Below are 23,302 nucleotides of genomic sequence, written 5' to 3'. Positions count from 1 at the left end.
TAAAATAACTCAACAACGATAGGCCGCTGCTTTACGCACAGATTGTTGCTGCTATGCGTAAAAATACGCAACCAATGCTTTTTTAATAAAAATAAACTGGTCTAAATGATCAATATGTCAATGTAGCAGCAAAACAGCCAGACCAGAACCTAGTAACATTAGCCAAAATGGATGCAAATTTTTAAAATAACTTAGACAGGCTATGAGTAAAATAATGGCTATCAATAAATAATTTTGTGCAGCCGCTCCAGCAATAAGATAGCCACTCACTAGAATCAAACTGACTGTAATCGGTTTCAAGGCCCGTTCAAAATAGCGATAAAAAAGATGACCTTTGATTTTATCCAATGATTGCATGGAAAATATCATAATCAGTGATGACGGGACTAATTTGGCCAAAGTTGCCACCAATACGCCGGGTAATCCTGCCACATACCATCCAATTAACGGCACAATCATCATATTAGGACCAGGCGCAGCTTGTGACATGGCAAACATGACACTAAATTGTTGTGCTGTCAGCCAATGATGAGCATCTACCACTTGATGCTTCATCTCAGGAAGAATCGCATTTCCTCCACCAAAAGCTAATAATGATAATTGCGTAAAAATGATCGCTAGGCTAATCAATACCATATTTGTGTTTTTTCATCCTAATCATGCATAAATTCACGCCCAGCAATAATAATAAAGTCATGATCAACGGTAGCTTCATCCCGATCATTAAGATAAAAGTCAGTAGCAACGTGATAATGGTAAGATCTTCTTTCAGTATCGGTTTTAACATTCTCAAGCCTGTTGCAATTAATAATCCTGCGGCGGCGGCGGCCATTCCCAAAATAAAATGTTGCACCCAGACAATATGCTGAAATTGTAGATAAAATTGATAAATCAAGATCACGATAAAGATAGGTGCACAAAATAAACCGGTAATTGCACTTATTGCACCTTTAATACCCTCAAATTGCAGACCTATCGCAATGGACATATTGATGATATTTCCACCCGGTAAAATCTGACAAATACCTAATAAATCGGTAAATTCATCTGCACTTAACCATTTTTTTTGGTCAACAATCATATATCGCGCCAGCGGTAAAACGCCACCAAAACCAAGTAATCCCAGCTTTAAAAAACCTAAGAATATGGTCTTACAATTTGGTGAAATGATATCGTTCATTTTTCTCCTAAAATTTGTGCCTAATAACCTCATGACTGAGCATTAGCAGAGCACTCATTTTTATTATTCATAAAAACCAGTGCCCCAGATGGATCTAACGCCACCTTCAATATTAAGACACTTTTGTCTGTTTCTGCTGTAATACATACTGGTTTTCCGGACGTGCCAAGCCTAAATTTTCCCGTAAGGTTGTCCCTTCGTATGCGGTACGAAATAAACCACGGCGTTGTAATTCAGGCACAACCAGATCAACAAAGTCATTTAACCCCGCAGGCGTGCTTGGCGGTAAAATATTAAAGCCATCCGCCGCTTCATGTTCAAACCATTCCTGTAGTTGATCTGCCACTTGTTCCACTGTACCAATTAGTTGCCAATGCCCACGGACACCCGCCACCCACTCATACAATTGACGAATCGTAAAATTGTTTTTCTTGGCAATATCAGCAATCAATGCAGGACGACTACGTACTGTAGCGTCGGCTTGAATGTCCGGGAATGGAGCATCTAAATCATAATCCGAAAAATCTATACCACCGGCTAAGCCACTTAATAAAGCAAGACCAGCTTCTGGACGAATCAACTGGGTCAACTCCTGATATTTTGCGTGTGCCTCTGCTTCGGTTTTTCCGACAAAAATAGATACACCGGGTAAAACCAGTAACTGATCCGGCGTACGTCCATATTTGGCAAGACGACTTTTAACATCACGATAAAACTCTTGCGCACTGGCTAATTCCTGATGTGCAGTAAAAATGACTTCTGCATAACGCCCTGCCAGTTCACGACCCGGTTCAGATGAACCCGCCTGTACAATCACAGGATAACCTTGTGGTGAACGGGATACATTGAGCGCACCTTTCACCGCATAATGTTTACCTTTGTGATTTGGATGATGCAATTTTTCAGGATCATAAAATTGTCCAGTTTCTTTATTATAAACAAAGGCATCATCTTCCCAGCTATCCCAGAGTTTTTGAATCAATCCCACATATTCTTGCGCCCGATCATAACGTTCGGTATGCGGAATCTGTTGCTCATAACCAAAATTATAAGCAGCTTCAGTCGAAGCAGTGGTAACCACATTCCAACCTGCACGTCCTTTACTGATATGATCTAGCGACGCAAATTTACGCGCCAGTAAATAAGGTGCTTCATAGGTAGTCGATGCAGTGGCAATAAAACCAATATTTTTAGTCACAGCCGATAAAGCAGCAAATAAAGTAATAGGTTCGAAACCTGCGACCTTACTACTGACACCGACATGATCAATCCCAGCCGATCCACCAAAATTAATGGCAGGTGAATCAGCAAGAAAATAGGCATCGAACAAACCTCGTTCTGCGGTTTGTGCAATTTCGATTAAATAATCAATATCCAAGTGTCTTTCAGGCGAAGCTTCTGGATGTCGCCATGCACCGAGATGTTGTCCGGTTGCGGGCAGAAAAGCACCCAATCTAATCTTTCTACTCATTGTAATCTCCATTCGATTAAAATTATTTAAATCACTTGCTCAGCATCATTATCTTAGTCAAAATACATGCCAGTTATTATTTTTATAATTTTCATATAGTTATGTTTTTAAAAAAATAAGATGCTGATTATTCATCAGGATTGTGCTGATGCTACGCTTAAAAATACGCATATTTTTACTTTTAAAATTTTTCTGCGCCTATCTGCTCAAAACCAAACAAAATAGTATTGTGCGTATTCTTACGCATATTCAGCTTTGACCTGTTCATTTATCAGCATTTACGTTTAAAATTCATCACCCCTGATCAAATAAAAAAATAAGTTATTGATTAATATATTAATAATTTATGGCATGTTTATTGATATAACTAAAATACATTTAAAGTGTCTTCTATATTTAAAAAAGGAACATATCATGAGTAGAAAAATTCGATTAGGCGCATTTATCCCCGCCACCAGTCAACATGCTGCTGGCTGGCGCTTGGCAGAATCTCAGGCAGATCGCGGGCTCGATATCGACTATCTGATTGAACTGGCAAAGACTGCTGAACGAGGTTTGTTCGATGCCTATTTTCTGGCAGATGGCCTGTCTGTCAACTTTGGTAATTTAAAAGATAATGGTACCAGCGACAAAGTGGTGGGCTTTGAACCTGTCACTTTATTTGCCGCCCTATCGGCTGTGACCAAACATCTTGGCTTTATTGCCACCGCTTCCACCACCTATGAAGAACCGTATCTACTGGCGCGTAAATTTGCGTCGCTGGATCATATCAGTAAAGGACGTGCGGGGTGGAATGTGGTCACCACAGCATCTGAAGCTGCGGCATATAATTTTGGTTATGATACACAACCTACTCACGCAGAACGCTATGAACGCGCGGCAGAATATGTAAGTTTGATTCAAAAACTCTGGGATAGCTGGGAAGATGATGCCTTTGTTTATAATAAAGAAACTGGACAATTTTATGATCCTGAAAAATTGCATCATCCAAATCACAAAAGTAAACATTATACGGTGAAAGGTGCATTGAATATTGCACGCCCACCACAAGGTTATCCTGTCATTGTACAGGCGGGTTCATCTGAACCGGGTCGTGAGCTTGCCGGACAATTTGCTGAAGTGATCTTTACTGCGCATCAGGAATTGGCCAGTGCACAAGAATTTTATCGTGATGTTAAAAGTCGTCTCGCCAAATATGGGCGCACGCCAGATCAATTGCTTATTTTACCTGGCGTATCGGCTTTTGTCGGTAAAACCGAAGCAGAGGCGCGTGAAAAATATGATCGGGTGACAAAATTAATCCGCCCTGAAGCAGGCCTATCGCTATTAAGTGCGCTGGCAGGTGGATGGGATTTATCTCAATATGATTTAGATCAACCTTTACCTGAGTTACCAGAAACAGAAACTCAAATCAGTCGTCGCGCATTAATTATTGATATTGCCAGAAAAAATAATTTCACCATTCGTCAACTATACGAATGGATTGCCGGTGTCCGTGGGCATTGGCAACTGATTGGTACAGTGGAACAAGTGGTAGACCAACTACAGGAATGGTTTGAAAATGAAGCGGCGGATGGATTTAATGTACTGCCACCGACCACACCAGAAGGTTTAAATGATTTTGTTGATCTGGTTGTGCCTGAATTACAACGTCGCGGTTTATTTCGCACTGCTTATGAAGGCAATACTCTAAGGGAAAATCTAGGCTTAGCGCGTCCTCAAAATCAATATGTTCTACATCAGCAACACCATAAAGTATCTTAAAAAATAGAGGAAATAAAAATGACCTATATTCGCCAATCAAATCATGATATTGAAGATTTCTTTTTACAACGCTGGTCGCCTCGTAGTTTTAGCCCAGCGGTTATTGATCAAGCCACATTACAGCAACTGTTTGAAGCGGCTCGCTGGGCACCTTCAGCATGGAATTCACAGCCTTGGCGATTTATTTATGCACGCAAAGATACACCACATTGGGACAATATCTTTGCTACATTATCTGAATACAATCAGTCTTGGGCAAAAGATGCATCGGCTTTAATTGTGGTGATCTCTAAAACCAACTTTTTAGTTCCCGGACAAAATACTGAGCAACAACTGCGTAGTCATGCTTTTGATACAGGGGCTGCTTGGTCACATTTAGCCATACAAGCCGATTTAAAAGGCTGGAAAACACATGCCATTGGTGGTTATGATCAAGATCAGGTACGTCATAATTTAGCCATCCCTGACAACTATGCCATTCAGGCCATTATTGTCCTCGGCAAACAAGGAGACAAAGACAATCTACCCGATCATCTCCAGTCTCGTGAATTTCCAAGTACCCGCCACCCAACTGAGCAATTTACCTATGAAGGGAAATTTTCTGTTGAAACAACATTTTAATTCGTTCAGGAAGATGTAATGCAATACAAAAAATTAGGCACAACCGAGATAGAGGTCAGTATTATTGCACTGGGCACCATGACATGGGGCGAACAAAATACTGAACAAGAAGCCCATGCACAACTAGATTATGCCATTGATCAAGGTGTTAATTTTATTGATGCCGCCGAGCTCTATCCGGTTCCGCCAAAACCAGAAACTCAGGGCCTGACTGAAAGCTATATTGGAACATGGTTAGCCCAAAAATCCCAACAACGGGACAAACTCGTTATTGCCAGTAAAGTTGCAGGCCCATCCGCTGCCAATGGAGGAACAGACCATATTCGTGAAGGCAAAAGTCGCCATAATCGAGCCAATATTGAACAGGCTTTACACGACAGCTTAAAACGCTTAAAAACTGATTATATTGACTTATATCAATTACACTGGCCTGATCGCACAACTAATTTTTTTGGCCAGTTAGGTTATCATCATGTCGAGGATGAATATACTGTTCCAATTCTGGAAACATTAACGGTTCTGGACGATTTGGTCAAAGCAGGAAAAATTCGTCATATTGGTTTATCTAATGAAACACCATGGGGTGTAACACAATTTCTCCATCTTGCCGAAAAGCACAATCTTGCCCGTATTGTTTCGATCCAAAATCCCTATAATTTATTGAATCGCAGCTTTGAAATTGGTAATGCCGAAATTGCGATTCGGGAAAAGGTTGGATTATTGGCGTATTCACCTTTGGCTTTTGGACATCTGACCGGAAAATACCTCAATGGTGCATTACCTGAAGGTGCGAGAATCACAAAATGGCAACGCTTTGGTCGTTATAAAAGTGAAAATGCAGTAAAAGCCACCCAATTATATGTCGATTTAGCCAAAGCCCATCATCTGGATCCAGCACAATTGGCATTGGCTTATATTAATCAGCAGCGTTTTGTAACGAGTAATATTATCGGTGCCACCAATCTGGAGCAACTAAAAACCAATATTGATAGTATTCACCTTCATTTATCTGAAGATATACTTTCAAAAATTGAAAAAATCCATCAACAATATCCAAATCCGAGTCCGTAATAATATTAGACAACCCAATATTATTTTATAATCAGACTATATATTATATGTTTTATATCAATAGAACATATAATGCTTTTCTATATAATTATTCAAAGAAACCACTTAATACATTTTATGCATTTAATATCAGTTATTATTATTTTTTAAATCAATATAAACCCCATATAATTATTCAATTATTTTAATATAGGTATTTTATTTTCATGACTATTCAAGCAATTAATGTACGTAATCAATTTAAGGGAATCGTAAAGGAAATCATTGAAGGTCCTGTCGTCTCCGAGGTGGATGTAGAAACACCTGCCGGATTATTTACCTCAGTTATTACCACACGCTCGGTAAAAGATTTAAATATCCAAGTCGGAAATGAAGTAGTGGTCCTGATTAAAGCAACTGAAGTCGCTTTAGCAAAACTATAAACAATAACGAGAAGGTGAGTTCCTCATGGCAGAATTTCTTGGTGCAGTGTCGATCAAAGATGTCAGTAAATTTTATCGGCAAAAAAACAATCAACCTTTACCTGTACTTGATCATATCTCTTTAAATATTCAACCTGGCGAGTTTATCAGTATCGTGGGGAGTAGCGGCTGTGGTAAATCTACCTTATTAAGATTATTAATCGGACTAGAACAGGAGTTTTCTGGTGACATTTTAATTGATGGTAAACCAATCCAAGGCGCCAGTCTGGAAAGAGGTATTGTATTTCAGGACCATCGTCTGTTTCCATGGTTAAATGTGCGAGAAAACATCCGAGTCGCCCTACAAAACAGCACGTTAAGTCGTGAAGAGCAGGATAAAACCATTGATGAACATATCGAACTGGTCGGTTTGACCGCTTTTCAAAATGCCTACCCCTCACAACTTTCCGGTGGTATGAGTCAACGTGTTGCCATTGCTCGAGGATTGGTCAATCGCCCTAAAATTCTGCTTCTAGACGAACCCTTTGGTGCATTGGATGCGCTTACTCGGGCAAAATTACAACAAGAGCTGCAACGCATTTGGGAAACTGAAAAAATTACCATGATTATTGTGACCCACGATATCGAAGAGGCCGTATTTTTAGGCGAACGTGTGGTGGTGATGCAACCTAATCCTGGTGTCATTAAACGTATTATTCCTGTTGACGTCCCGCATCCCAGACATCGGGAAGATTTTAGACTCACCAATATCAAAAATGAAATACTGAAAGATTTTAGCCAATTTTCATCTGAAGAATTACATTCACTTGAATTAACACGCCGACAATTTAATGAATATCAATTTTCGGTATAGCCTTTCTGGGTAATTCCTCACTCTATAAAATTAATGATTGAAATGTATTTAGAAAATAAGAGAATGTGCTACAAATAAAAGCACTGACGAAATATCCGTTCAGTGCTTTTATCATCATAATAATGCAGTAATCTAAGCCGTTTGCCCAAGATAAGCCCTTTGAATTGCGCCTGTTTCATATAGTGCTTTGGTTTGTCCGGATAAGCGAACTACTCCATTTTCAATCACGTAGGCATTATCGGTATAATCCTGTGCCAACTGGATATTCTGTTCTGCAACCAGAAAACTCATCCCTTGCTCTGCTCGTAAATTGCCAATCAATTCAAAAATCTCATGGCTAATTTTAGGTGCCAGTCCCATGGAGGGTTCATCGAGTAAGATCAGTTTGGGATCCGTCATCAACGCCCGACCAATCGCCAGCATTTGTTGCTCACCGCCAGAAGTATAACCAGCCAAAGTATTTTTCTTCTCCGCCAACCGCGGAAAATAATGATAAACCTGTTGCAATGCCTGCTGTAATTTTGCCTGTGATGGCCGATGGATAAAGCCGCCAGTCAGTAGATTTTCTTCTACACTCAGATGGGCAAAGCAATGTCGACCTTCAAGTACCTGTACCAAACCTTTTTTGACAATATCACTGGGATTCTGTCCAAGAATGGACGCGCCCTGATAGATAATTTCTCCACGATGAATCTGGCCATTCTCAGCCGCAATCAACTGCGAAATTGCTTTGAGTGTGGTACTTTTGCCTGCACCATTTGCGCCCAGCAATGCCACAATTGCCCCTTGTGGCACAGCCAGACTCACCTGCTTGACGGCTAAAATACTTTGGTCATAGACTACCTCAATGTTTTGTACATCAAGCAGTATGGTCATAGCGTACTCCTTTTTAGCTTTCCGCAGCACAGTCACGGACAGTAATGCCTTGTTCTTTAGCATATTTCTGTGAGGATTCTTCGATGATTGGACGTAATAAGGCGCGATCTGCCTGCACCCAGTCACTGATCACATTCCACTTTGTGCCATCCCATTGCTGAAAACGTACTGCACCGCCACCTTCATGATCTTCACACGACAGTTTTAAAGGCTGAACCAAGCCATAAGCACCCAGTTCTTTTAGACGTTCATCAGTTAAATGAATATTTTCAAAGCCCCAGCGTACCTCTTCACCACTCAGTGGACGATGACCAAATTTTTCTTGCGCCACACGTACCGCTTCCACATTCAAAATCCCGTTAACCACACCTAGGTTATAATTCACCGTACCAAACTGTTTCGAATCTTTAAGATCAGATTGCCCTTTATCCACCACAAGGCTTTTGATTTGTTGCAAGACAGGAAAATTGGTACCTGATGGATGCGTAGTAATCGAAATAAAGCCTTTGGACGCATCACCCGCTGGCGCAGCATCTTCTTCAGAATTCGACCAGATATTGCCAATAATTTTATCCGAGGGATAACCGACTTTTTGTGCGGTTTTTAAAGCCACAGGATTCATCACGCCAAATCCGCGTAAGATTACCCAATCAGGTTGAATGCGACGAATATTCAACCATTGTGACTGCTGTTCATTGCCAGGATGCGGCACTTCGATATGCGTCACACTAAAACCATATTTCTTCGATAAAATATCAATCACCGGAATGGTTTCTTTACCGTAAGGCGAACCGTGATATAGCACCACAATTTTTTTGCCTTTTAGCTGATCCAATCCACCACTTTGTTGTCCCAAATAATTAATAATAGCTGAGACTTCACTGTAGGGATTAAGCTGTAAGGGGAATACATAAGGAAAAACCCGGCCATCAGTCGAATCGGTACGCCCATGGTTAATGGTAATCAATGGCAGTTTATCCTGCGTTGAGCGTTCCAGCGTGGCATAAGCAATTCCCACCGACAAAGGATTAGTTGCAGCGGCAGGCGCACCATTCAGGCCTTTTTTCAAACGCTCATAACACTCCACACCTTTTTCCACCACATATTCGGTTTCACATTCCGACCACACCAGCTTGACACCATTAACACCGCCCTGTGCATTAATGGCTTTCATATAATCAATAAATCCGCCAAAAAAGCCCGTCCCCGCTGCTGCATAAGGACCAACCCGATAACTTTGCAAAGGAAAATACTGGGCATTTTGATCGGACAAGGTGCTTTGTGCCCCTGTTGCCGTGTCTTGCTGCGCCTGTGCCGACTGCTGTTCACTGGTCTTTTTATTGCTGGTTAAAAACACGATCAAAATTAAGATCAGTGCAATCACCGCTAGCCAAAACCATAAAGATTTAAATAGTTTCATCGCATACCTTTTAAAAAATAATTAATAACGTAACGGCCATGTTCTCAGTCGTTGATATGCATTGCGGCATAAACGGCTTAGCCCTTCTGGCTCTTTAATCAGAAAATAAATAATCAAAGCCCCAAAAATAATTTTTTGCAGGTTTTGTAATAACGCTTGATCAATCGCTTGACCAAAGACCGCCTGACCTAAAATGCTGAGCACAATCGGCAATAGCACGATAAAAGCGGCACCGTAAAAACTGCCCGCCAGACTGCCTAAACCACCAATAATGATGATGAATAAAATTTGAAAAGAACGATTCAGATCCAGACCATTGGCTTCAATCGTTCCCAGATAAGCAAATGCCCATAATGCACCTGCGATACCCAGATAAAATGAGCTCACAGCAAATGCGAACAATTTGGTCCGTCCAACAGGAATACCCAATGTGGTCGCTGCTGTTTCCATATCACGTACTGCACGAAAATTACGTCCATATTGGCTCTGGATTAAATGCCGTGCTACTACGGTGAGGAGTACGACAATGCTTAAAGTCAATAAATAATGTCCGACCGGACTATTTAAGGAATATCCTAGAATCTCCAGTCGGGGTGCGGTGATCACCCCCGAAGCGTTATGATTGGTAAACCAGCCATATTGGGTAAATAACCAAGGCACAAAAAATTGTGCAGCCAGCGTCGATACAATCAGATAAAAGCCTTTAATTCTTAGACTTGGCAGGCCAACCAGAACACCAAATAATGCAGCAATCACACCACCCAGAAAAATACTGAGTAATAAAGGTAATTGTGGAATTCGTAGCTCAAGGTTATAGGTGGCAAATGCCCCAACTGCCATAAATGCCGCCGATCCTAAAGACAACTGTCCGGTATAGCCAGTGAGAATATTAAGTCCCAGACCTGCAAGTGCCAGCACCAGATAAGGCACCAGAATCGCATTAAATAAATAATCCGAACCGACAAAAGGGACAAAAACAAAGGCAATCAATAAGGCAAATAAAAACAGAATACGGTGTTCTTTTAAGCGAAAAATACGCTGTTCATCTTGATAATGCTGAGTAAATTGTCGTGCCTGACTAAATAAAAACATCTGCTAGACCCTCTCTACCTGTTGCTGACCAAACAAACCCGTTGGACGTACCAATAAAAAAAGTATGGCAAGCACATAGGGAAACCAGTTTTCAAGCCCAGAGCCGATGATGCTACCCAGATAAATTTCTGCCAGTTTCTCGGTTGCACCAATAATCAAACCTGCAACAATAGCGCCTGAAATTGAGGTAAAACCACCAATAATCAGTACAGGTAAAGCCTTAAGTACTACCAGTGACAATGAGAACTGCACACCGAGACGTGCGCCCCACAACAAACCTGCGACCAGTGCAACAAAGCCTGCAACGGTCCACACCAAAATCCAGATTCTATTTAACCGAATCCCGACAGACTGTGCAGCCAATGGGTCATCTGCAACGGCCCGCAAGGCAATACCAAAACGGGTTTTACTAAATAGCAGCGACAAAATAATCACCAGACTGCCGGCAATTGCTGTAGCAAATAAATCAAATTTACTCAGCATGATGCCAAAAAAATTCATCGGCGCATCGGAAATTCCAATATCCAAGCCATGAACCTGTGTGCCCCAGACAGTTTGTGCCAGACCTTCGATGATGTAGCTCAAACCCAGTGTGGCCATAAATAAAGTCATCACCGAGCGATTGATCAAGTGCTTTAAAATCAAGGCATCAATCAGTAATACCAGCAAAAAAATCACCAGCATGGTCGCAATAAATGCCAGCACAAATGGCACACCACGTTCGGTTAAATTGACAAAGGTCAATGCCGAAAACAGTACCAGCGACCCTTGAGCAAAATTAAACACGCCAGATGCCCGATAAATCAGCACGAATCCGATTGCCACCAGTGAATACATCACCCCGGCAAGTGTGCCACCCAGCAAAACCTCTAAAAAAAATGACATACTAAACCCTCATATTTTTAATTCATTCGAATGGGAAGGCGTGACATCAACACGTTGTACCCCAAGATAGGCACTCAATACTTCCGGATGTTGCTGAATATGCTGTGGCGTTCCATCGGCAATTTTTTTACCGTAATCCAGCACCACAATATGGTCTGAAATCTCCATCACCACAGCCAAATCGTGCTCAATCATCAGTACAGTAATGCCGAGCCGTAGATTTATTTTTTTTACAAACTCGGCGATACTTTGTTTTTCTTCATGATTCATGCCCGCCATCGGTTCATCAAGGAGCAACAGTTTCGGTTCCGCAGCCAGTGCTCTAGCCAGTTCAACCCGTTTTTGCAAACCATAAGACAAGGTACTTACCACCTTGTCGCGATATTGTTGTAGATTCAGCAATTTCAGGATTTCTTCAACTTTTAGGCGTTGTAAATCCTCATCTCGTTTACTCCTAGGTAAACGTAAAATTGCACCAAGCACGGAATAACGACTTTTTAACACTCGACCAGTCAACACATTATCCAGCACCGACATATGCTTAAATAAGGCCAAATTCTGAAAGGTTCGCGCGATCCCCAGATATGGTGCATGCTTTGCTTTATACTGTTTGAGTACTTTACCCGCAAAAATAATCTGTCCAGCCTGTGGTCGATAAATCCCATTAATAATATTAATCACCGAACTTTTACCAGCCCCATTGGGACCAATCAAGGCGCAAATCTCCCCTGTGCGCACCTGAAAATTCAATTTTTTAAGGACTTGAGACGCTGCAAACGATAGATCAATATCTTGTAGCTGCAAAATTTCCTGTTGTATTACGGCAGACATCCAGATTCTCCTAATGTATTGTTATTGTGGAAGATGATGTGAGGTTTAATGACATCGTAGAGGTCATGGCCTGCCATGCTGCATGTTGGCCCCAGTGTTGTAACTGAATACCCAATGCCTGATAAAATTGTGCTGTTTGATCAGATACCGGTTCTCCTACGATCAATGCAGTTTTTAACTGTGAGAATCCCAGCTCTTCTAAAATCGCCTGTTTAAACAATGCAAATACCAGTCGCTGTATCAAAGATGGTGTACGTTGTTGTCCAATTTGCTGAATTGCCGCCTGATACTGATGGAATAGCCATGAATCGGATTTTGGTAAGCGTGCCATGATCAATTGCTCTACCCGTTCATAGGTTTGTTTGGTACCCAGCACCAAACTCGGTGAAATCACTTGCCGATCCTGATCGCGTGTTTGTAATGATTCCGGGATATTCAAACAGAAACCGGCATATAACCATGCCGACCATAAATAACGAATATGTCCAACACTGGAAAATGCCCGTGCGATAAAAGCCTGTTCTGTTGCCTCAAGCTGATAGGCATCTACTAAGCGCTGCGCTTCTTCAATCAATTCCTGATGCGAGTAATACACCCGAAAACGCTGTCCATCTTCAACTTTTTCAAAACTAAATGCAGTTTGCATCAAGGGTGTACGAATTTGTTTGAATTCAATCTGATGCTGTGGCTTTAATTCAGAAAATAAAGTTTTAAGATCAACAATATATTCATGATCAAATGCGCTTAAATTATTTTGTTCAATATAAAAAATATAGGTTGGATGATAATTCAAAGAAGCCAACGGACTGAGTTGTTGCAACTGCTCAACCAGTACATAATCAGGCTGTAAAATATTTAAATCCTGATGGAGTTGTACCGCATCCAGCTCTTCTGCGGCTTGATCCAGTAATTGCACCCGACCACCTAACGCCTGTACCGTAATACTGATTGCCACCACCTCTACATTAGGGGAACTGGCGATAAAAAAGGTCTGGTCTTTTTGAAAACCATAGGCGGTTAAAGCCGATGCATAGCGCTGGCTCATCTCCAGTAATTGTTGCCATGACCATTGCCGCCACAAACCCAATTGCTTATGGCGTAATGCGATCGCATGCGGACGTACCTGTGCATGATATGCCAATAATGTAGCAAGGCTTTGGAGGTGATCTGACATCGTGTAATACTTCCCCTCACAGGACAAAACCTGTTTTGGTTTTATCCATTTAAAAAATAAATATTATTGTGATGTCTTCAATTTACATGCCAACTAAAATTTATATATTTTTCATATTGTTATATTTATATCTCAAAGACAATTTGCATACTATTTATGCTGTATTGTTGAACTGTTGTTGTAAGGGCAACATTAAAGTCTGAATGTGCTAATGGATATTATCGTTTTATATGCCTACATCAGATATTTCATCTAAATGTAATTTTATGATCAAGAATTTATAGCTAAGATAGAGGAACATGAAATTTCTTTGGCGAATAAACTTAACTCTGCCATCTAGCAATAAAGTATTGGGATTTAAAAGCATATGAGTAAATAAACAATAAAATGGAGATTTATACATATCACAAATCTCCATTATTTTAACCTATACATGACAGCCTAAAATGTGTGAATCATACTGGAATAATGTTCTTGTCCTACAGCGATCCATCTGCTCATCAAAACAAACACAAGGTGAATTGAACTTAATCAGGGAGCGCATGCCCTACGATTTTTTTATCCTGATTTTCCTCAATCACTGCATCGACATCCTGTTTTGTCGGTTCATATTTAATTAAGAAACCAATGACAATAACCGGGACAATTGCGAAAATAGAAATGATCAAAAAGACATCGGTTTTATAATTTGCCATCCAGATCGGCAATACAAACATTGCGATTGCTTGCGCCACCCCAGTTACCGCACGATTAAATCCGACACCCACACCACGAATGGATGCGGGATAGGCCATGGTCGGATAAACCATCATTTGCGCACCTGGGCCAAAGCCTTCCGAAAACAGCCATAGTCCCAACATGCCGATCGCCAGATAAAGCAAGACAGCATTTGCCGGCTGTCCAATCCATGCCAGCACAATAAGTGCGATGAACTGCAAAACGAATCCTGCCAGCAAAACATGCCGCGAAGCAAACCGACTCGCAACATAAACGCCGAGTAAACCACCCGTAAAGGCAAATAGAAGATTTAACCCTAACGTCGTAGAAATTGTGGTTAATACATCGGTATGAAAAAATCGGCTTAAAATAGAGGGTAAGAAAAATGCAATGGTGGTGTATTGAAACGCCACTGAAATATGAATCACGATCGATACGATAGTACGAGATAAATATGTCTTGTTAAATAAAACCAAAAAACCTTCTTGTTTACGTTCAGTCTGCTTCTTCTCTACCCGAGCAACATTGGCATGGGCATTAATATGATAGGACTCACGCAACACTTTGGCAGCCCCTGCCAGATCTCCCTGATTGGCCAACCAAATCGGTGACTCGGTCAAATATTTACCCCGAATAAAAATAATCAACAATGCAGGTACAGCACCAAAAATCAGAGATGCTCGCCATAGCCAATTAATATGTTCAGGTGGAAGTAAAAAATATAACGCAAGGACAATACCAAAACACACTGAAGATGCTGCATACCACATCGGGCACCATGCTGCTAAACGTGCTGCTTTATTACTTTTGCCACTAAATTTTGAAAACTCTGACAAGTAAGACATAGCGACTGGTAAATCTACCCCGACACTGATGCCCATAATAAATCGTGCCAGAATCAAGACCCATACATTTGGTGCAAAACCGGCCACAATGGCAGCAATCACGAATAACACCATATCTGCCATAAATACACGATAACGGCCGATCTTATCTGTCAGCCAGCCACCAAGAATATTCCCAACAATGGTACCGCATATGATTGCCGATGCGACGACACCGGTCATTACCGGTGTTAAGGAAAACTCTTCCACCACCTGATCAATACCAAAGGATAAAGTGGTTAGATCATAGGCATCAATAAATACGCCGATTAATGCTAACCAAATCACTTTATTACTTTTGCCCTGCCCGGCAAATTTTGACACCAATGACGACACATCATTAGGGCTATTAATTTCATAGCGTTGACTTTCTAGTTCAGATACGCTGCTCATAACACTATCCTTTTTATCTCTATATCAAGACATCACAGAACCGAGAAAAATATTAAGTTTTTTAATGGATTACTTTTCTCGTGGGAGAAATAGACAAACGAGGCATGGATCATTGCGGTTGAATACCAATCACCATAGGCCAGCTTTATTTTTAATATGCGATGAAGAGGATCACGCCGTAGCGCGCTCTGCTTTAGCAACGTCACCAATCCGCCATTGATACGGTGGCAATGTCCCATTCACGCTAAAATCACCGATAATCCGTTCTTTGAACACTCGAGGATTATGGGAAGACAAGGTCCGGATATTGCGCCAATACTGATCAAAACCTAAGCGTTTATCCGTTGCTGATGCGCCCAGTGCATCAAATAAAATGGTTGAAGCATTTAACAATAAAGAGGTAATAACAGATTGCGCCTGTGCACTTTCCAGTTCTGCCAAAACATTTTGTTGTTGTTCGTGATATAAATCGTCACCTAGTGCTGCAAGATAAGTACGTTGCAGACTTTGTGCGACTTTCTCCACCAGTACACCTGCGGTATAAGCAGCACTGCGAATTTGTCCAATGATTTGCAAAATTTGCGGATCATTTTTAATAAATTGTGAATTGGCATGGCTATAGTTACGTGTTCTGCTGTTCACCGTTTGAGAAACATGGCGTGTTGCCCCACGTCCTACACCGGTGATGATGGCCAATTGCACCAATTGATAAAATGCTGCCGAATATTTAAACCGCACATCATCCGCTAGAATTTCACGAGCATCTACCAACACCTTATTAAAAAAAGCCGTACCACTTGCGGTCAACTGCTGTCCGAAGCCATTCCAGTCATCAACAACAGACACACCATCTGCATACCGGCTGACCAATACCGAAGCAGACTCCCCCTGTAAATCACTGATGCCGACCTCAATCCAATCCGCAAACAGACTCCCCGTGGTATAAAATTTTTGCCCGCTAAGTCGGATTGCACCTATTTCATCTTTATACACATGAGTCTGAAATTGATTTTGATCTTCCTTGCCACCCTCAGACCAAGCACTGCCAATAATTTCTCCTTTTGCCAATCTGTTTAGCCAACGTTGTCTAAATTCTTCATCTTTTGAAACCAGAATATCTTCGGTGAAACCAAAATGTACCCTTAATATCTGCGGTAAATTCGAGTCAGCTTCTGCCAGCTCGCTAATGAGTTTAAATAATTCAGGAATGGTTGCATCAAAGCCACCATGATGTTTTGGTAAACGTAAACGGGTAAATCCACTCTCTTTAAGCCATTGAATCTGTTCAAAAGGCAAAATATGCTCAACTTCCCGTTGTAAAGCCTGTTGCTGAATACGGGCGAATACCGTACGAAAATGTTGTGCAAGTGTTTCGTAACGGGAAGAAGGTGCTTCACCCCAACCACTCGTATTTGGATCTAAATTCAGATTTGGCGCAAGCGTAGTGGTATGACCTGACTGTGTCATAGTAATAAATTCCTCTTTATGATATTTGCCATGATTTAAATCCGGACATGACCGATTCTGATAATTTTGGATCATCAATGTCGGCAAACCATGGTCAAAGCCGAAATGAACTGTCAGTTGATATTGTCAATTTATGTGCCAACTAAAATTTTTATATTTTTCAAAATATTATAAAAATTGATTGAGCATAATTTGCATCTGAATACGATATCTTTGTTGAACTCATGTTTTGTCAGCAACATTCGCTACGTTAATTTTCTGGGCTAAAAATTTTTTAGATATTATTTTTACTGCCAATCAATATGCCGCGACTAATTTAAAAGATTTTATGAATTTTAGCCTTGCAAACCGTAGTAAACTAAAAGTGATGTAATTTTTATCGTATATGCCTTATGCCAATGCTCGTACAAATCACTATTTTTATTGCTGCGGCGCTGATTCTGGTGCCATTCGGCAAACGTATTGGTATCCCGACCGTTTTGGGATATTTGTTTACCGGTATTTTGCTTGGCCCTAGTGTATTCAATATCGCCAATGATCCTGACGAGATTATGAAACTGGCTGAATATGGGGTCATCATGCTGATGTTCCTGATTGGTCTGGAACTGCGTCCGCAACGGCTCTGGCACATGCGTCAATCCATCTTTGTGCTGGGTGGCTTGCAAATGGCGGTAACAGGCAGTGTGCTGATGCTACTGTTATGGTTATTTCTGCCCTTTTCCTTTTCGGCCAGTTTTGTGGTCGGCTTTGCGCTGGCCTTATCTTCTACAGCCTTTGTCTTGCAATTACTGCGGGATCGACAACAATTAAAAAGCTTTTACGGACAACAATCCTTTGCCATTTTACTGTTTCAAGATATCGCAGCAATGGTGTTATTGGCATTGATTCCATTGCTCGCAGGTCATCAGGGCGCACATCATGGCATTGCCTATTTTGCCGCAGTGATTGCAACATTTTCAGGTTTGTTTTTATTTAGCCGTTATATTTTACGTCCCCTGTTTCGCTTTGTGGCAAAAAGCGGTGCAACCGAATTACTCACTGCGGTCGGTTTATTCATTGTACTGGCAGTGGTGGTGCTCATGGATGCGATTGGCATCAGTACAACCTTAGGCGCATTTTTAACAGGTGTCTTACTGGCAGATTCCGAATTTCGTCACGAACTGGAAGGCAGTATTCAACCCTTTAAAGGCTTATTACTCGGTCTATTCTTTATGACCGTCGGCATGGGCATCAGTCTGAATATTATTATCGAACACCCCCTGTTGATTGTTGCCGGTACGTTTGCCCTGATCCTGATCAAGCTGCTTTGCGTCACTTTAATTGCCTATTTGCGAAAGCATAGCCTCGCCAATAGCTTTCGTCTTGGTGTTGCATTGGCGCAAGGCGGTGAATTTGCCTTTGTGGTGTTTAGTGTCGCCGCATCAGAGAAAATGATTAGCGCTGCCATGCTGGCACCACTCACGCTGATCGTGACTTTTTCCATGATGCTAACCCCAGCATTATTTGCCATTCTGGATCGCTGGATTGAACCTGTATTTGCCAAACATGAACAAGCCAAACAATACGATGAAATACCGCAACATGAAAATCATATCGTGGTTGCCGGTTTTGGCCGCTTCGGACAAATTGTTTCCCGTATTGCCCATTTACATCATGTTCGCTTTACCGCCATTGATAATAATATCGACAATATTGATTTTGTCCGTAAATATGGTGGCAAAGTCTATTATGGCGATGCAACTGTTCCGGAAATTTTACATTCCGCCGGATTATCTTCGGCACGTTTACTGGTCCTTGCCATTGATGATGTAGAAGATTCGATGAATATCGCACGTCATGTTCGCCTGTATCATCCGGAACTGCCTATTCTGGCACGGGCACGCGATCGTCATCATGTGTATTTATTACGTGAACTCGGCATTACGCATATCTGGCGGGAAACGTATCTATCGGCACTTGCCATGGGTGAACAAATACTGCTCTCACTCGGTACAGATCCTCAACTTGCCAAAAAACATATTCAACAATTTTTTGAGTATGATGAACAACTGTTACAACGCCAGCAAGGCATCTATGCCGATCCGCAAAAATTGCTTGAATCCAATCGCGATATGCTGCATGAACTTGAAAATCTGTTTGAAAATGATGAATTTGTACAGGAAAAAAATCAGGTTGAAGAAACATCATCTGGCAATCCGGATCAACCCCGAACCTCTGATCCATCGGCATAATAAAGACTTGAGATTTTTTGATTTGCCACTATATAAAGCCTAAATGGAGAAATTTATGTCTGATATCCGCCAACGCTTTTATATCCATGATTGTCCTGTTCGTGGTGAAGTTGTGCATTTAAAACAAGCGCTAAAAACAATTTTGGCACAACGAGATTACCCGCAAGCCATTAAAGTGCTGTTGGGGGAAATGCTGGTTGCCAGCAGTCTATTGGCGAGTACTTTAAAAATTAAGGGACGTTTAAGCATACAAATCCAGAGTACTGGTACATTGAAATGGGCCATGGCCGAGTGTAATCATCTGGGTGAAGTGCGTGCGTTGGCAGAATTTGAACAGGACCCACGCTTTTTAGAAGCGGCCGATAGCCGTGTGGCCTTATCCAATTTGGTTGGCGGCGTATTATTTATCAACATTGAACCCGATGTGGGCGAACGCTATCAGGGCATTGTTCCGCTTGAACATGCCACATTGGCGCAATGTCTGGTGCAATACTATGATTTGTCCGCACAAATCCCAACCCGAATTGTATTGGCAAGTTCTGAAGAATCGGCAGGTGGTTTGCTCATCCAGCTTTTACCCCGTACCGAGGAAGAACAGGAAAGCGTTGATCAGGATTTATGGCCGCGTTTAACCATGTTGACTGAAACCTTAAAAGCAGAAGAATTGATTTCCCTGCCCGCTCAAGAAATTCTTTATCGTTTGTATAATGAAGAAGATGTGCGTTTACCAGACAGTGAAGTCCTGAGTTTTGGTTGTACCTGTTCCAAACAACGTTGTGCCAATGCTTTGATCCAAATTGGTGAAGAAGCAGTTCAGGAAACCCTGCTTGAGCAAAACCCGATAGAAATGCATTGTCAGTTCTGTAACAGCAGATATACCTTTAGCGCAGAAGAAGCATTGGGATTATTTGGACGACATGTCAGTTAATCGTAATTGCTTGATCACATGATGGCGAAGCCTTGATTTTTCTCTTGCCCTGAATCACCCTCCAGATTCAGGGTTATTTTTTGTGATTTTATCTATTTACCAAACATTGATGCTTTAAAATAATAGATACACCCCCATATTTAACGTCAAACGAACATTAAATAGAGAATATAAATTATGGCAGAAAATTATTATCAAGCCCTTGGCGTTGACCGTTATGCCAGTGCCGAGGAAATCAAAAAAAGTTATCGTAAACTTGCCCGAAAATACCATCCCGATGTCAGCAAAGAAGCCGATGCCGAGGAAAAAATGCAAGCCATCAATGTGGCTTACGATACCTTGAGTCATCCCGAAAAAAAAGCTGAATATGATCAGATGCTGGATAATCCACAAGGTTTTGCCGGCTTTGGACAAGGGGCGCAAGGACAAGGCGGCTTTGATGGCGCACAATTTTATCGTCAAAGCACGGGCGGCGGTGAACACGCAGATTTCAGTGGTTTTGAAGATCTATTTGGTCGCTTTGGCGCAGGTTTTGGTGGTAGTGGCAGTCGTCGCCAGCAACAGAGTTTTCAGGGTGAAGATCAACATGCAAAAATTGAAGTGGATTTAGACGTTGCCTATACCGGCACCACACAACAGATCACCCTGCAAATTCCAACCTATAATGCCCATGGCGAAGCTGAAATTCAGCGTAAAACCTTACAGGTCAAAATTCCAAAAGGCATGAAAGAAGGCCAGCAAATTCGTTTGTCCGGACAGGGGCAGGCCGGCGTCAATGGAGGTAAAGCCGGTGATCTTTATATTGAAATTCAGTACAAAGAAGATAAACGTCTTTATGTTGAAGATGCAGATGTTTATGCTACGGTTGATGTCAGCCCTTGGGAGGCTGCACTGGGCGAACAAGTTGAAGTGAATACCCCGGCAGGTCGTTTACAAATCAACTTACCAACCAATGCCAAAAATGGCCAACAATTACGCTTAAAAGGTAAAGGTATTCCCAATAGCAAAGAAGCCGGTAATTTATACCTGATCATCAATATTGTGCTGCCTACTGCACAAAATGACGAACAAAAACAAGCCTATCAACAGTTAGCCCAAGCGTTTAACGCCTATAATCCACGAGCATAAGGAGTTTCCCATGAGTAAAATCACCATTCGTGAGATCCAGATTCCACATGTTTGTGACAGTGAAATTGTGGATCAACACAGTAGCTTGAACTTTATCCAGTTTGTTCAAGCCTGCGGACAGGATGAATCCTGGGTCTTTCAACTATTTGAATATGATATTTTGTCTAGTCCTACAAACGATCCGAAACACCATCAATTCCTAGGCGAAGATCTGGCCCGCGCACGCCGGGCTTATCGCCTGCAACGTGATTTCGATGCCAGTTTTCGTGCAGTTGCAGTCATGTTGGATCTGATTGATGAAGTTCAGCATCTTCGTAAAAAAATCAGATAAGTTCATTTGTCTTTGTAAAAAGACTCATCATTGAAATATATATTTTTCACCCAACACGCACCGTGTTGGGTGTTTATTTAATATTTTTAATATCCAGACTTTGGTTTTGCGATAATAACTCGGTAATACTACGCTGACTGGTACCCATGAGGCGTTTACGTCTAAAAATATACATCAGGATCAATGTAGTTAAAATCATCGTCATCACCATCAACCAAAAGCCATACGGATTTTTTAAACCGGGAATGACCTCAAAGTTCATCCCATAAATTCCCGTGAGCAAGGTAAGTGGCGAGAAGATCGCGGTAATAATGGCTAAAATGCGCATATTTTCGTTGGTTTGATTGGCAATAGCTGAAAAGTGCAAATCTATCGCCGTTTTAATCATTGCTTCCAGACGGGAGACGTGTTTTTGTACCCGCTCTACATGACTTAATAAATCATGCACACGTACCAGTGTAATATCCTGACTTTCCAAGGAAAATTCACCAGTTAACTGGCTTTGGTTTTCCATAATATCATCACGCAGTTCTTGCAACACATCAATTTGTTCCTCACACAAATATTCAATTTGCTGTAAGGCCATATTTTCCTGAAACAGATCCTGCCATTGGGTAAATCTGGCCGAGCTTTGTAATAACTGATTTTGCCAAAATGTCACCCGCTGAGTTAAAGGTAAGCGAATATCCAGATAACGATCTATCACGATATTTAACAAGCGTAAGGTCAGATCCAAAGGTGAACTGGGCAAGCGAATATTTTTTCCCAATTGGCTGATATCCTTATTCAGCATATTGTTTAAACGATCTACATATTGTTTGGTCGCCAAATTATTTGTATCTCTTATACTGATCAAATAAGAAGGAGAAATACAGAAACTCATCGGCGTGGTTAATAGTTCGGATGGATTAAATGTTTTAATTTTTTCATCATGATCAGGCAATGATACTTTGGCAAAACCATCTTCAGGTGTGACCAATTTGCGAAAGATCAACAGATCATAATCTTCCGTAGTATCGTAATTGGAAGGATGATCTATATTGCAAATATCTTCGATATGATATTCATTGATCATCAAATGGGTTTTTTCATAGACTTGCTGCTGCCATTGTTCAGGATGTACCAGATCCTCCAGCGTACACTCCAGCCAGACAAAGACCAGTTGCTTATTTTCCAAAGGTTTGGAACTTAAGAAAATCGTCTGCGATTCTGAATGAATATAAAAATAATATTGTTTCATGTCTGCATTAAAGGCTCATAATGAAGGATAAGAAAACAGGTATCCGATTGTTATTTAAATGATCGCTTAAAATCACTATAACTGATTTTTATTGTTAGTCATGTTTAATTTTGCTGTCATAGTATAGCATAAAGCCATACAACTTTTAAGGGATAAAATTGAACGATCTGTTTACACAATAGACTCGTAATTCTGCCAAATAAGCTGATAATAAAATTGAAAAGATAGGGTCTGTTGACGTTTCGTCTATGTTTGCGACAGAGGTCGTTTTTTAGGCGATACAAGACATGAATAGTGAAATTTAGTTATTCTAAATGAACTAT

The 23,302-nt window shown here is 41.2% G+C and carries 20 protein-coding genes and 1 pseudogene; 9 read left to right on the top strand and 12 right to left on the bottom strand.

Annotation, left to right across the window (positions count from 1 at the left end):
• Positions 1 to 117 precede the first annotated feature (117 nt).
• From CRO21_RS07490 to CRO21_RS07480, 3 genes are all read right to left on the bottom strand, one after another.
• The gene (locus CRO21_RS07490; RefSeq protein WP_097078706.1) at positions 118 to 636 is read right to left on the bottom strand and encodes a chromate transporter; all 519 of its coding nucleotides are present in this window, start codon (positions 634 to 636) and stop codon (positions 118 to 120) included.
• On the bottom strand, positions 623 to 1,180 hold the full coding sequence (locus CRO21_RS07485) for a chromate transporter (protein WP_097078705.1): 558 nt from the start codon (positions 1,178 to 1,180) through the stop codon (positions 623 to 625). Before CRO21_RS07485 ends, CRO21_RS07490 begins: the two co-directional genes overlap by 14 nt.
• 112 nt (positions 1,181 to 1,292) lie before the next feature.
• Positions 1,293 to 2,651: an LLM class flavin-dependent oxidoreductase gene (locus CRO21_RS07480; RefSeq protein ID WP_097078704.1), complete on the bottom strand. Its 1,359-nt coding sequence runs from the start codon at positions 2,649 to 2,651 to the stop codon at positions 1,293 to 1,295.
• Between the two features lie 414 nt (positions 2,652 to 3,065).
• Between CRO21_RS07480 and CRO21_RS07475 the strand changes: the two genes are divergently transcribed.
• From CRO21_RS07475 to CRO21_RS07455, 5 genes are all read left to right on the top strand, one after another.
• Positions 3,066 to 4,415, top strand: a complete 1,350-nt coding sequence (locus CRO21_RS07475) for an LLM class flavin-dependent oxidoreductase (protein WP_097078703.1) — start codon at positions 3,066 to 3,068, stop codon at positions 4,413 to 4,415.
• 18 nt (positions 4,416 to 4,433) lie between these two features.
• Positions 4,434 to 5,036, top strand: a complete 603-nt coding sequence (locus tag CRO21_RS07470) for a nitroreductase family protein (protein ID WP_097078702.1) — start codon at positions 4,434 to 4,436, stop codon at positions 5,034 to 5,036.
• A gap of 18 nt (positions 5,037 to 5,054) precedes the next feature.
• The gene (locus CRO21_RS07465; RefSeq protein ID WP_097078701.1) at positions 5,055 to 6,107 is read left to right on the top strand and encodes an NADP(H)-dependent aldo-keto reductase; all 1,053 of its coding nucleotides are present in this window, start codon (positions 5,055 to 5,057) and stop codon (positions 6,105 to 6,107) included.
• A gap of 206 nt (positions 6,108 to 6,313) precedes the next feature.
• The gene (locus CRO21_RS07460) at positions 6,314 to 6,529 is read left to right on the top strand and encodes a TOBE domain-containing protein (RefSeq protein ID WP_097078700.1); all 216 of its coding nucleotides are present in this window, start codon (positions 6,314 to 6,316) and stop codon (positions 6,527 to 6,529) included.
• Between the two features lie 25 nt (positions 6,530 to 6,554).
• Entirely contained in the window at positions 6,555 to 7,382 is an 828-nt protein-coding gene (locus tag CRO21_RS07455; protein ID WP_097078699.1) for an ABC transporter ATP-binding protein, read from the top strand.
• A 132-nt stretch (positions 7,383 to 7,514) separates the two neighbouring features.
• On the opposite strand, the gene CRO21_RS07450 is transcribed toward CRO21_RS07455, so the two are convergent.
• From CRO21_RS07450 to CRO21_RS07415, 8 genes and pseudogenes are all read right to left on the bottom strand, one after another.
• Positions 7,515 to 8,258 carry an ABC transporter ATP-binding protein gene (locus CRO21_RS07450; RefSeq protein WP_097078698.1) on the bottom strand — a complete coding sequence of 248 codons (744 nt, stop codon included), beginning with the start codon at positions 8,256 to 8,258 and terminating at the stop codon, positions 7,515 to 7,517.
• A 13-nt stretch (positions 8,259 to 8,271) separates the two neighbouring features.
• Entirely contained in the window at positions 8,272 to 9,678 is a 1,407-nt protein-coding gene (locus CRO21_RS07445) for an ABC transporter substrate-binding protein (protein ID WP_097078697.1), read from the bottom strand.
• Between the two features lie 21 nt (positions 9,679 to 9,699).
• Complete coding sequence (locus CRO21_RS07440; protein WP_097078696.1) at positions 9,700 to 10,770, bottom strand: branched-chain amino acid ABC transporter permease; 1,071 nt, start codon at positions 10,768 to 10,770, stop codon at positions 9,700 to 9,702.
• A gap of 3 nt (positions 10,771 to 10,773) precedes the next feature.
• Positions 10,774 to 11,655: a branched-chain amino acid ABC transporter permease gene (locus CRO21_RS07435; protein WP_097078695.1), complete on the bottom strand. Its 882-nt coding sequence runs from the start codon at positions 11,653 to 11,655 to the stop codon at positions 10,774 to 10,776.
• Between the two features lie 9 nt (positions 11,656 to 11,664).
• Positions 11,665 to 12,486, bottom strand: coding sequence for an ABC transporter ATP-binding protein (locus CRO21_RS07430; RefSeq protein WP_097078694.1), 822 nt, complete (start codon positions 12,484 to 12,486; stop codon positions 11,665 to 11,667).
• 10 nt (positions 12,487 to 12,496) lie between these two features.
• Entirely contained in the window at positions 12,497 to 13,660 is a 1,164-nt protein-coding gene (locus CRO21_RS07425; protein ID WP_097078693.1) for an AMP-binding protein, read from the bottom strand.
• Positions 13,661 to 14,187: 527 nt separating this feature from the next.
• Entirely contained in the window at positions 14,188 to 15,654 is a 1,467-nt protein-coding gene (locus CRO21_RS07420) for an MFS transporter (RefSeq protein WP_097078692.1), read from the bottom strand.
• A gap of 171 nt (positions 15,655 to 15,825) precedes the next feature.
• A pseudogene (locus CRO21_RS07415) lies at positions 15,826 to 17,055 on the bottom strand (acyl-CoA dehydrogenase family protein); the annotation flags it as partial.
• Between the two features lie 458 nt (positions 17,056 to 17,513).
• On the opposite strand from CRO21_RS07415, the gene CRO21_RS07410 reads away from it, so the two are divergent.
• The 4 genes from CRO21_RS07410 (at position 17,514) to CRO21_RS07395 (ending at position 21,739) form a co-directional block, all read left to right on the top strand.
• The gene (locus tag CRO21_RS07410; RefSeq protein WP_097078691.1) at positions 17,514 to 19,352 is read left to right on the top strand and encodes a monovalent cation:proton antiporter-2 (CPA2) family protein; all 1,839 of its coding nucleotides are present in this window, start codon (positions 17,514 to 17,516) and stop codon (positions 19,350 to 19,352) included.
• A 55-nt stretch (positions 19,353 to 19,407) separates the two neighbouring features.
• Positions 19,408 to 20,280 (top strand): Hsp33 family molecular chaperone HslO, encoded by an 873-nt coding sequence (gene hslO / locus CRO21_RS07405; RefSeq protein WP_097078690.1) that lies wholly within the window; start codon positions 19,408 to 19,410, stop codon positions 20,278 to 20,280.
• Between the two features lie 177 nt (positions 20,281 to 20,457).
• The gene (locus tag CRO21_RS07400; protein ID WP_097078689.1) at positions 20,458 to 21,408 is read left to right on the top strand and encodes a DnaJ C-terminal domain-containing protein; all 951 of its coding nucleotides are present in this window, start codon (positions 20,458 to 20,460) and stop codon (positions 21,406 to 21,408) included.
• Positions 21,409 to 21,418: 10 nt separating this feature from the next.
• Positions 21,419 to 21,739, top strand: coding sequence for a chaperone modulator CbpM (locus tag CRO21_RS07395; RefSeq protein WP_097078688.1), 321 nt, complete (start codon positions 21,419 to 21,421; stop codon positions 21,737 to 21,739).
• A gap of 73 nt (positions 21,740 to 21,812) precedes the next feature.
• Here the strand turns inward: CRO21_RS07395 and CRO21_RS07390 are convergent, their stop codons facing one another.
• On the bottom strand, positions 21,813 to 22,979 hold the full coding sequence (locus tag CRO21_RS07390; protein WP_097078687.1) for a magnesium transporter CorA family protein: 1,167 nt from the start codon (positions 22,977 to 22,979) through the stop codon (positions 21,813 to 21,815).
• Positions 22,980 to 23,302: the final 323 nt, after the last annotated feature.

This window comes from Acinetobacter puyangensis, assembly GCF_900096995.1.
In the GTDB taxonomy this organism is placed as follows: Bacteria; Pseudomonadota; Gammaproteobacteria; order Pseudomonadales; family Moraxellaceae; genus Acinetobacter; species Acinetobacter puyangensis.
This window is presented reverse-complemented; position numbering and strand designations above follow the sequence as displayed.

Bases quoted from the DNA above. Each gene is read 5' to 3' on its own strand.
- CRO21_RS07490 (WP_097078706.1), bottom strand. From the start codon at position 636: ATGGTATTGATTAGCCTAGCGATCATTTTTACGCAATTATCATTATTA.
- CRO21_RS07435 (WP_097078695.1), bottom strand. From the start codon at position 11,655: ATGTCATTTTTTTTAGAGGTTTTGCTGGGTGGCACACTTGCCGGGGTG.
- CRO21_RS07420 (WP_097078692.1), bottom strand. From the start codon at position 15,654: ATGAGCAGCGTATCTGAACTAGAAAGTCAACGCTATGAAATTAATAGC.
- CRO21_RS07390 (WP_097078687.1), bottom strand. From the start codon at position 22,979: ATGAAACAATATTATTTTTATATTCATTCAGAATCGCAGACGATTTTC.
- CRO21_RS07460 (WP_097078700.1), top strand. From the start codon at position 6,314: ATGACTATTCAAGCAATTAATGTACGTAATCAATTTAAGGGAATCGTA.
- CRO21_RS07465 (WP_097078701.1), top strand. From the start codon at position 5,055: ATGCAATACAAAAAATTAGGCACAACCGAGATAGAGGTCAGTATTATT.
- CRO21_RS07480 (WP_097078704.1), bottom strand. From the start codon at position 2,651: ATGAGTAGAAAGATTAGATTGGGTGCTTTTCTGCCCGCAACCGGACAA.
- CRO21_RS07445 (WP_097078697.1), bottom strand. From the start codon at position 9,678: ATGAAACTATTTAAATCTTTATGGTTTTGGCTAGCGGTGATTGCACTG.
- CRO21_RS07430 (WP_097078694.1), bottom strand. From the start codon at position 12,486: ATGTCTGCCGTAATACAACAGGAAATTTTGCAGCTACAAGATATTGAT.
- CRO21_RS07395 (WP_097078688.1), top strand. From the start codon at position 21,419: ATGAGTAAAATCACCATTCGTGAGATCCAGATTCCACATGTTTGTGAC.
- hslO (WP_097078690.1), top strand. From the start codon at position 19,408: ATGTCTGATATCCGCCAACGCTTTTATATCCATGATTGTCCTGTTCGT.
- CRO21_RS07450 (WP_097078698.1), bottom strand. From the start codon at position 8,258: ATGACCATACTGCTTGATGTACAAAACATTGAGGTAGTCTATGACCAA.
- CRO21_RS07400 (WP_097078689.1), top strand. From the start codon at position 20,458: ATGGCAGAAAATTATTATCAAGCCCTTGGCGTTGACCGTTATGCCAGT.
- CRO21_RS07440 (WP_097078696.1), bottom strand. From the start codon at position 10,770: ATGTTTTTATTTAGTCAGGCACGACAATTTACTCAGCATTATCAAGAT.
- CRO21_RS07455 (WP_097078699.1), top strand. From the start codon at position 6,555: ATGGCAGAATTTCTTGGTGCAGTGTCGATCAAAGATGTCAGTAAATTT.
- CRO21_RS07475 (WP_097078703.1), top strand. From the start codon at position 3,066: ATGAGTAGAAAAATTCGATTAGGCGCATTTATCCCCGCCACCAGTCAA.
- CRO21_RS07410 (WP_097078691.1), top strand. From the start codon at position 17,514: ATGCCAATGCTCGTACAAATCACTATTTTTATTGCTGCGGCGCTGATT.
- CRO21_RS07485 (WP_097078705.1), bottom strand. From the start codon at position 1,180: ATGAACGATATCATTTCACCAAATTGTAAGACCATATTCTTAGGTTTT.
- CRO21_RS07470 (WP_097078702.1), top strand. From the start codon at position 4,434: ATGACCTATATTCGCCAATCAAATCATGATATTGAAGATTTCTTTTTA.
- CRO21_RS07425 (WP_097078693.1), bottom strand. From the start codon at position 13,660: ATGTCAGATCACCTCCAAAGCCTTGCTACATTATTGGCATATCATGCA.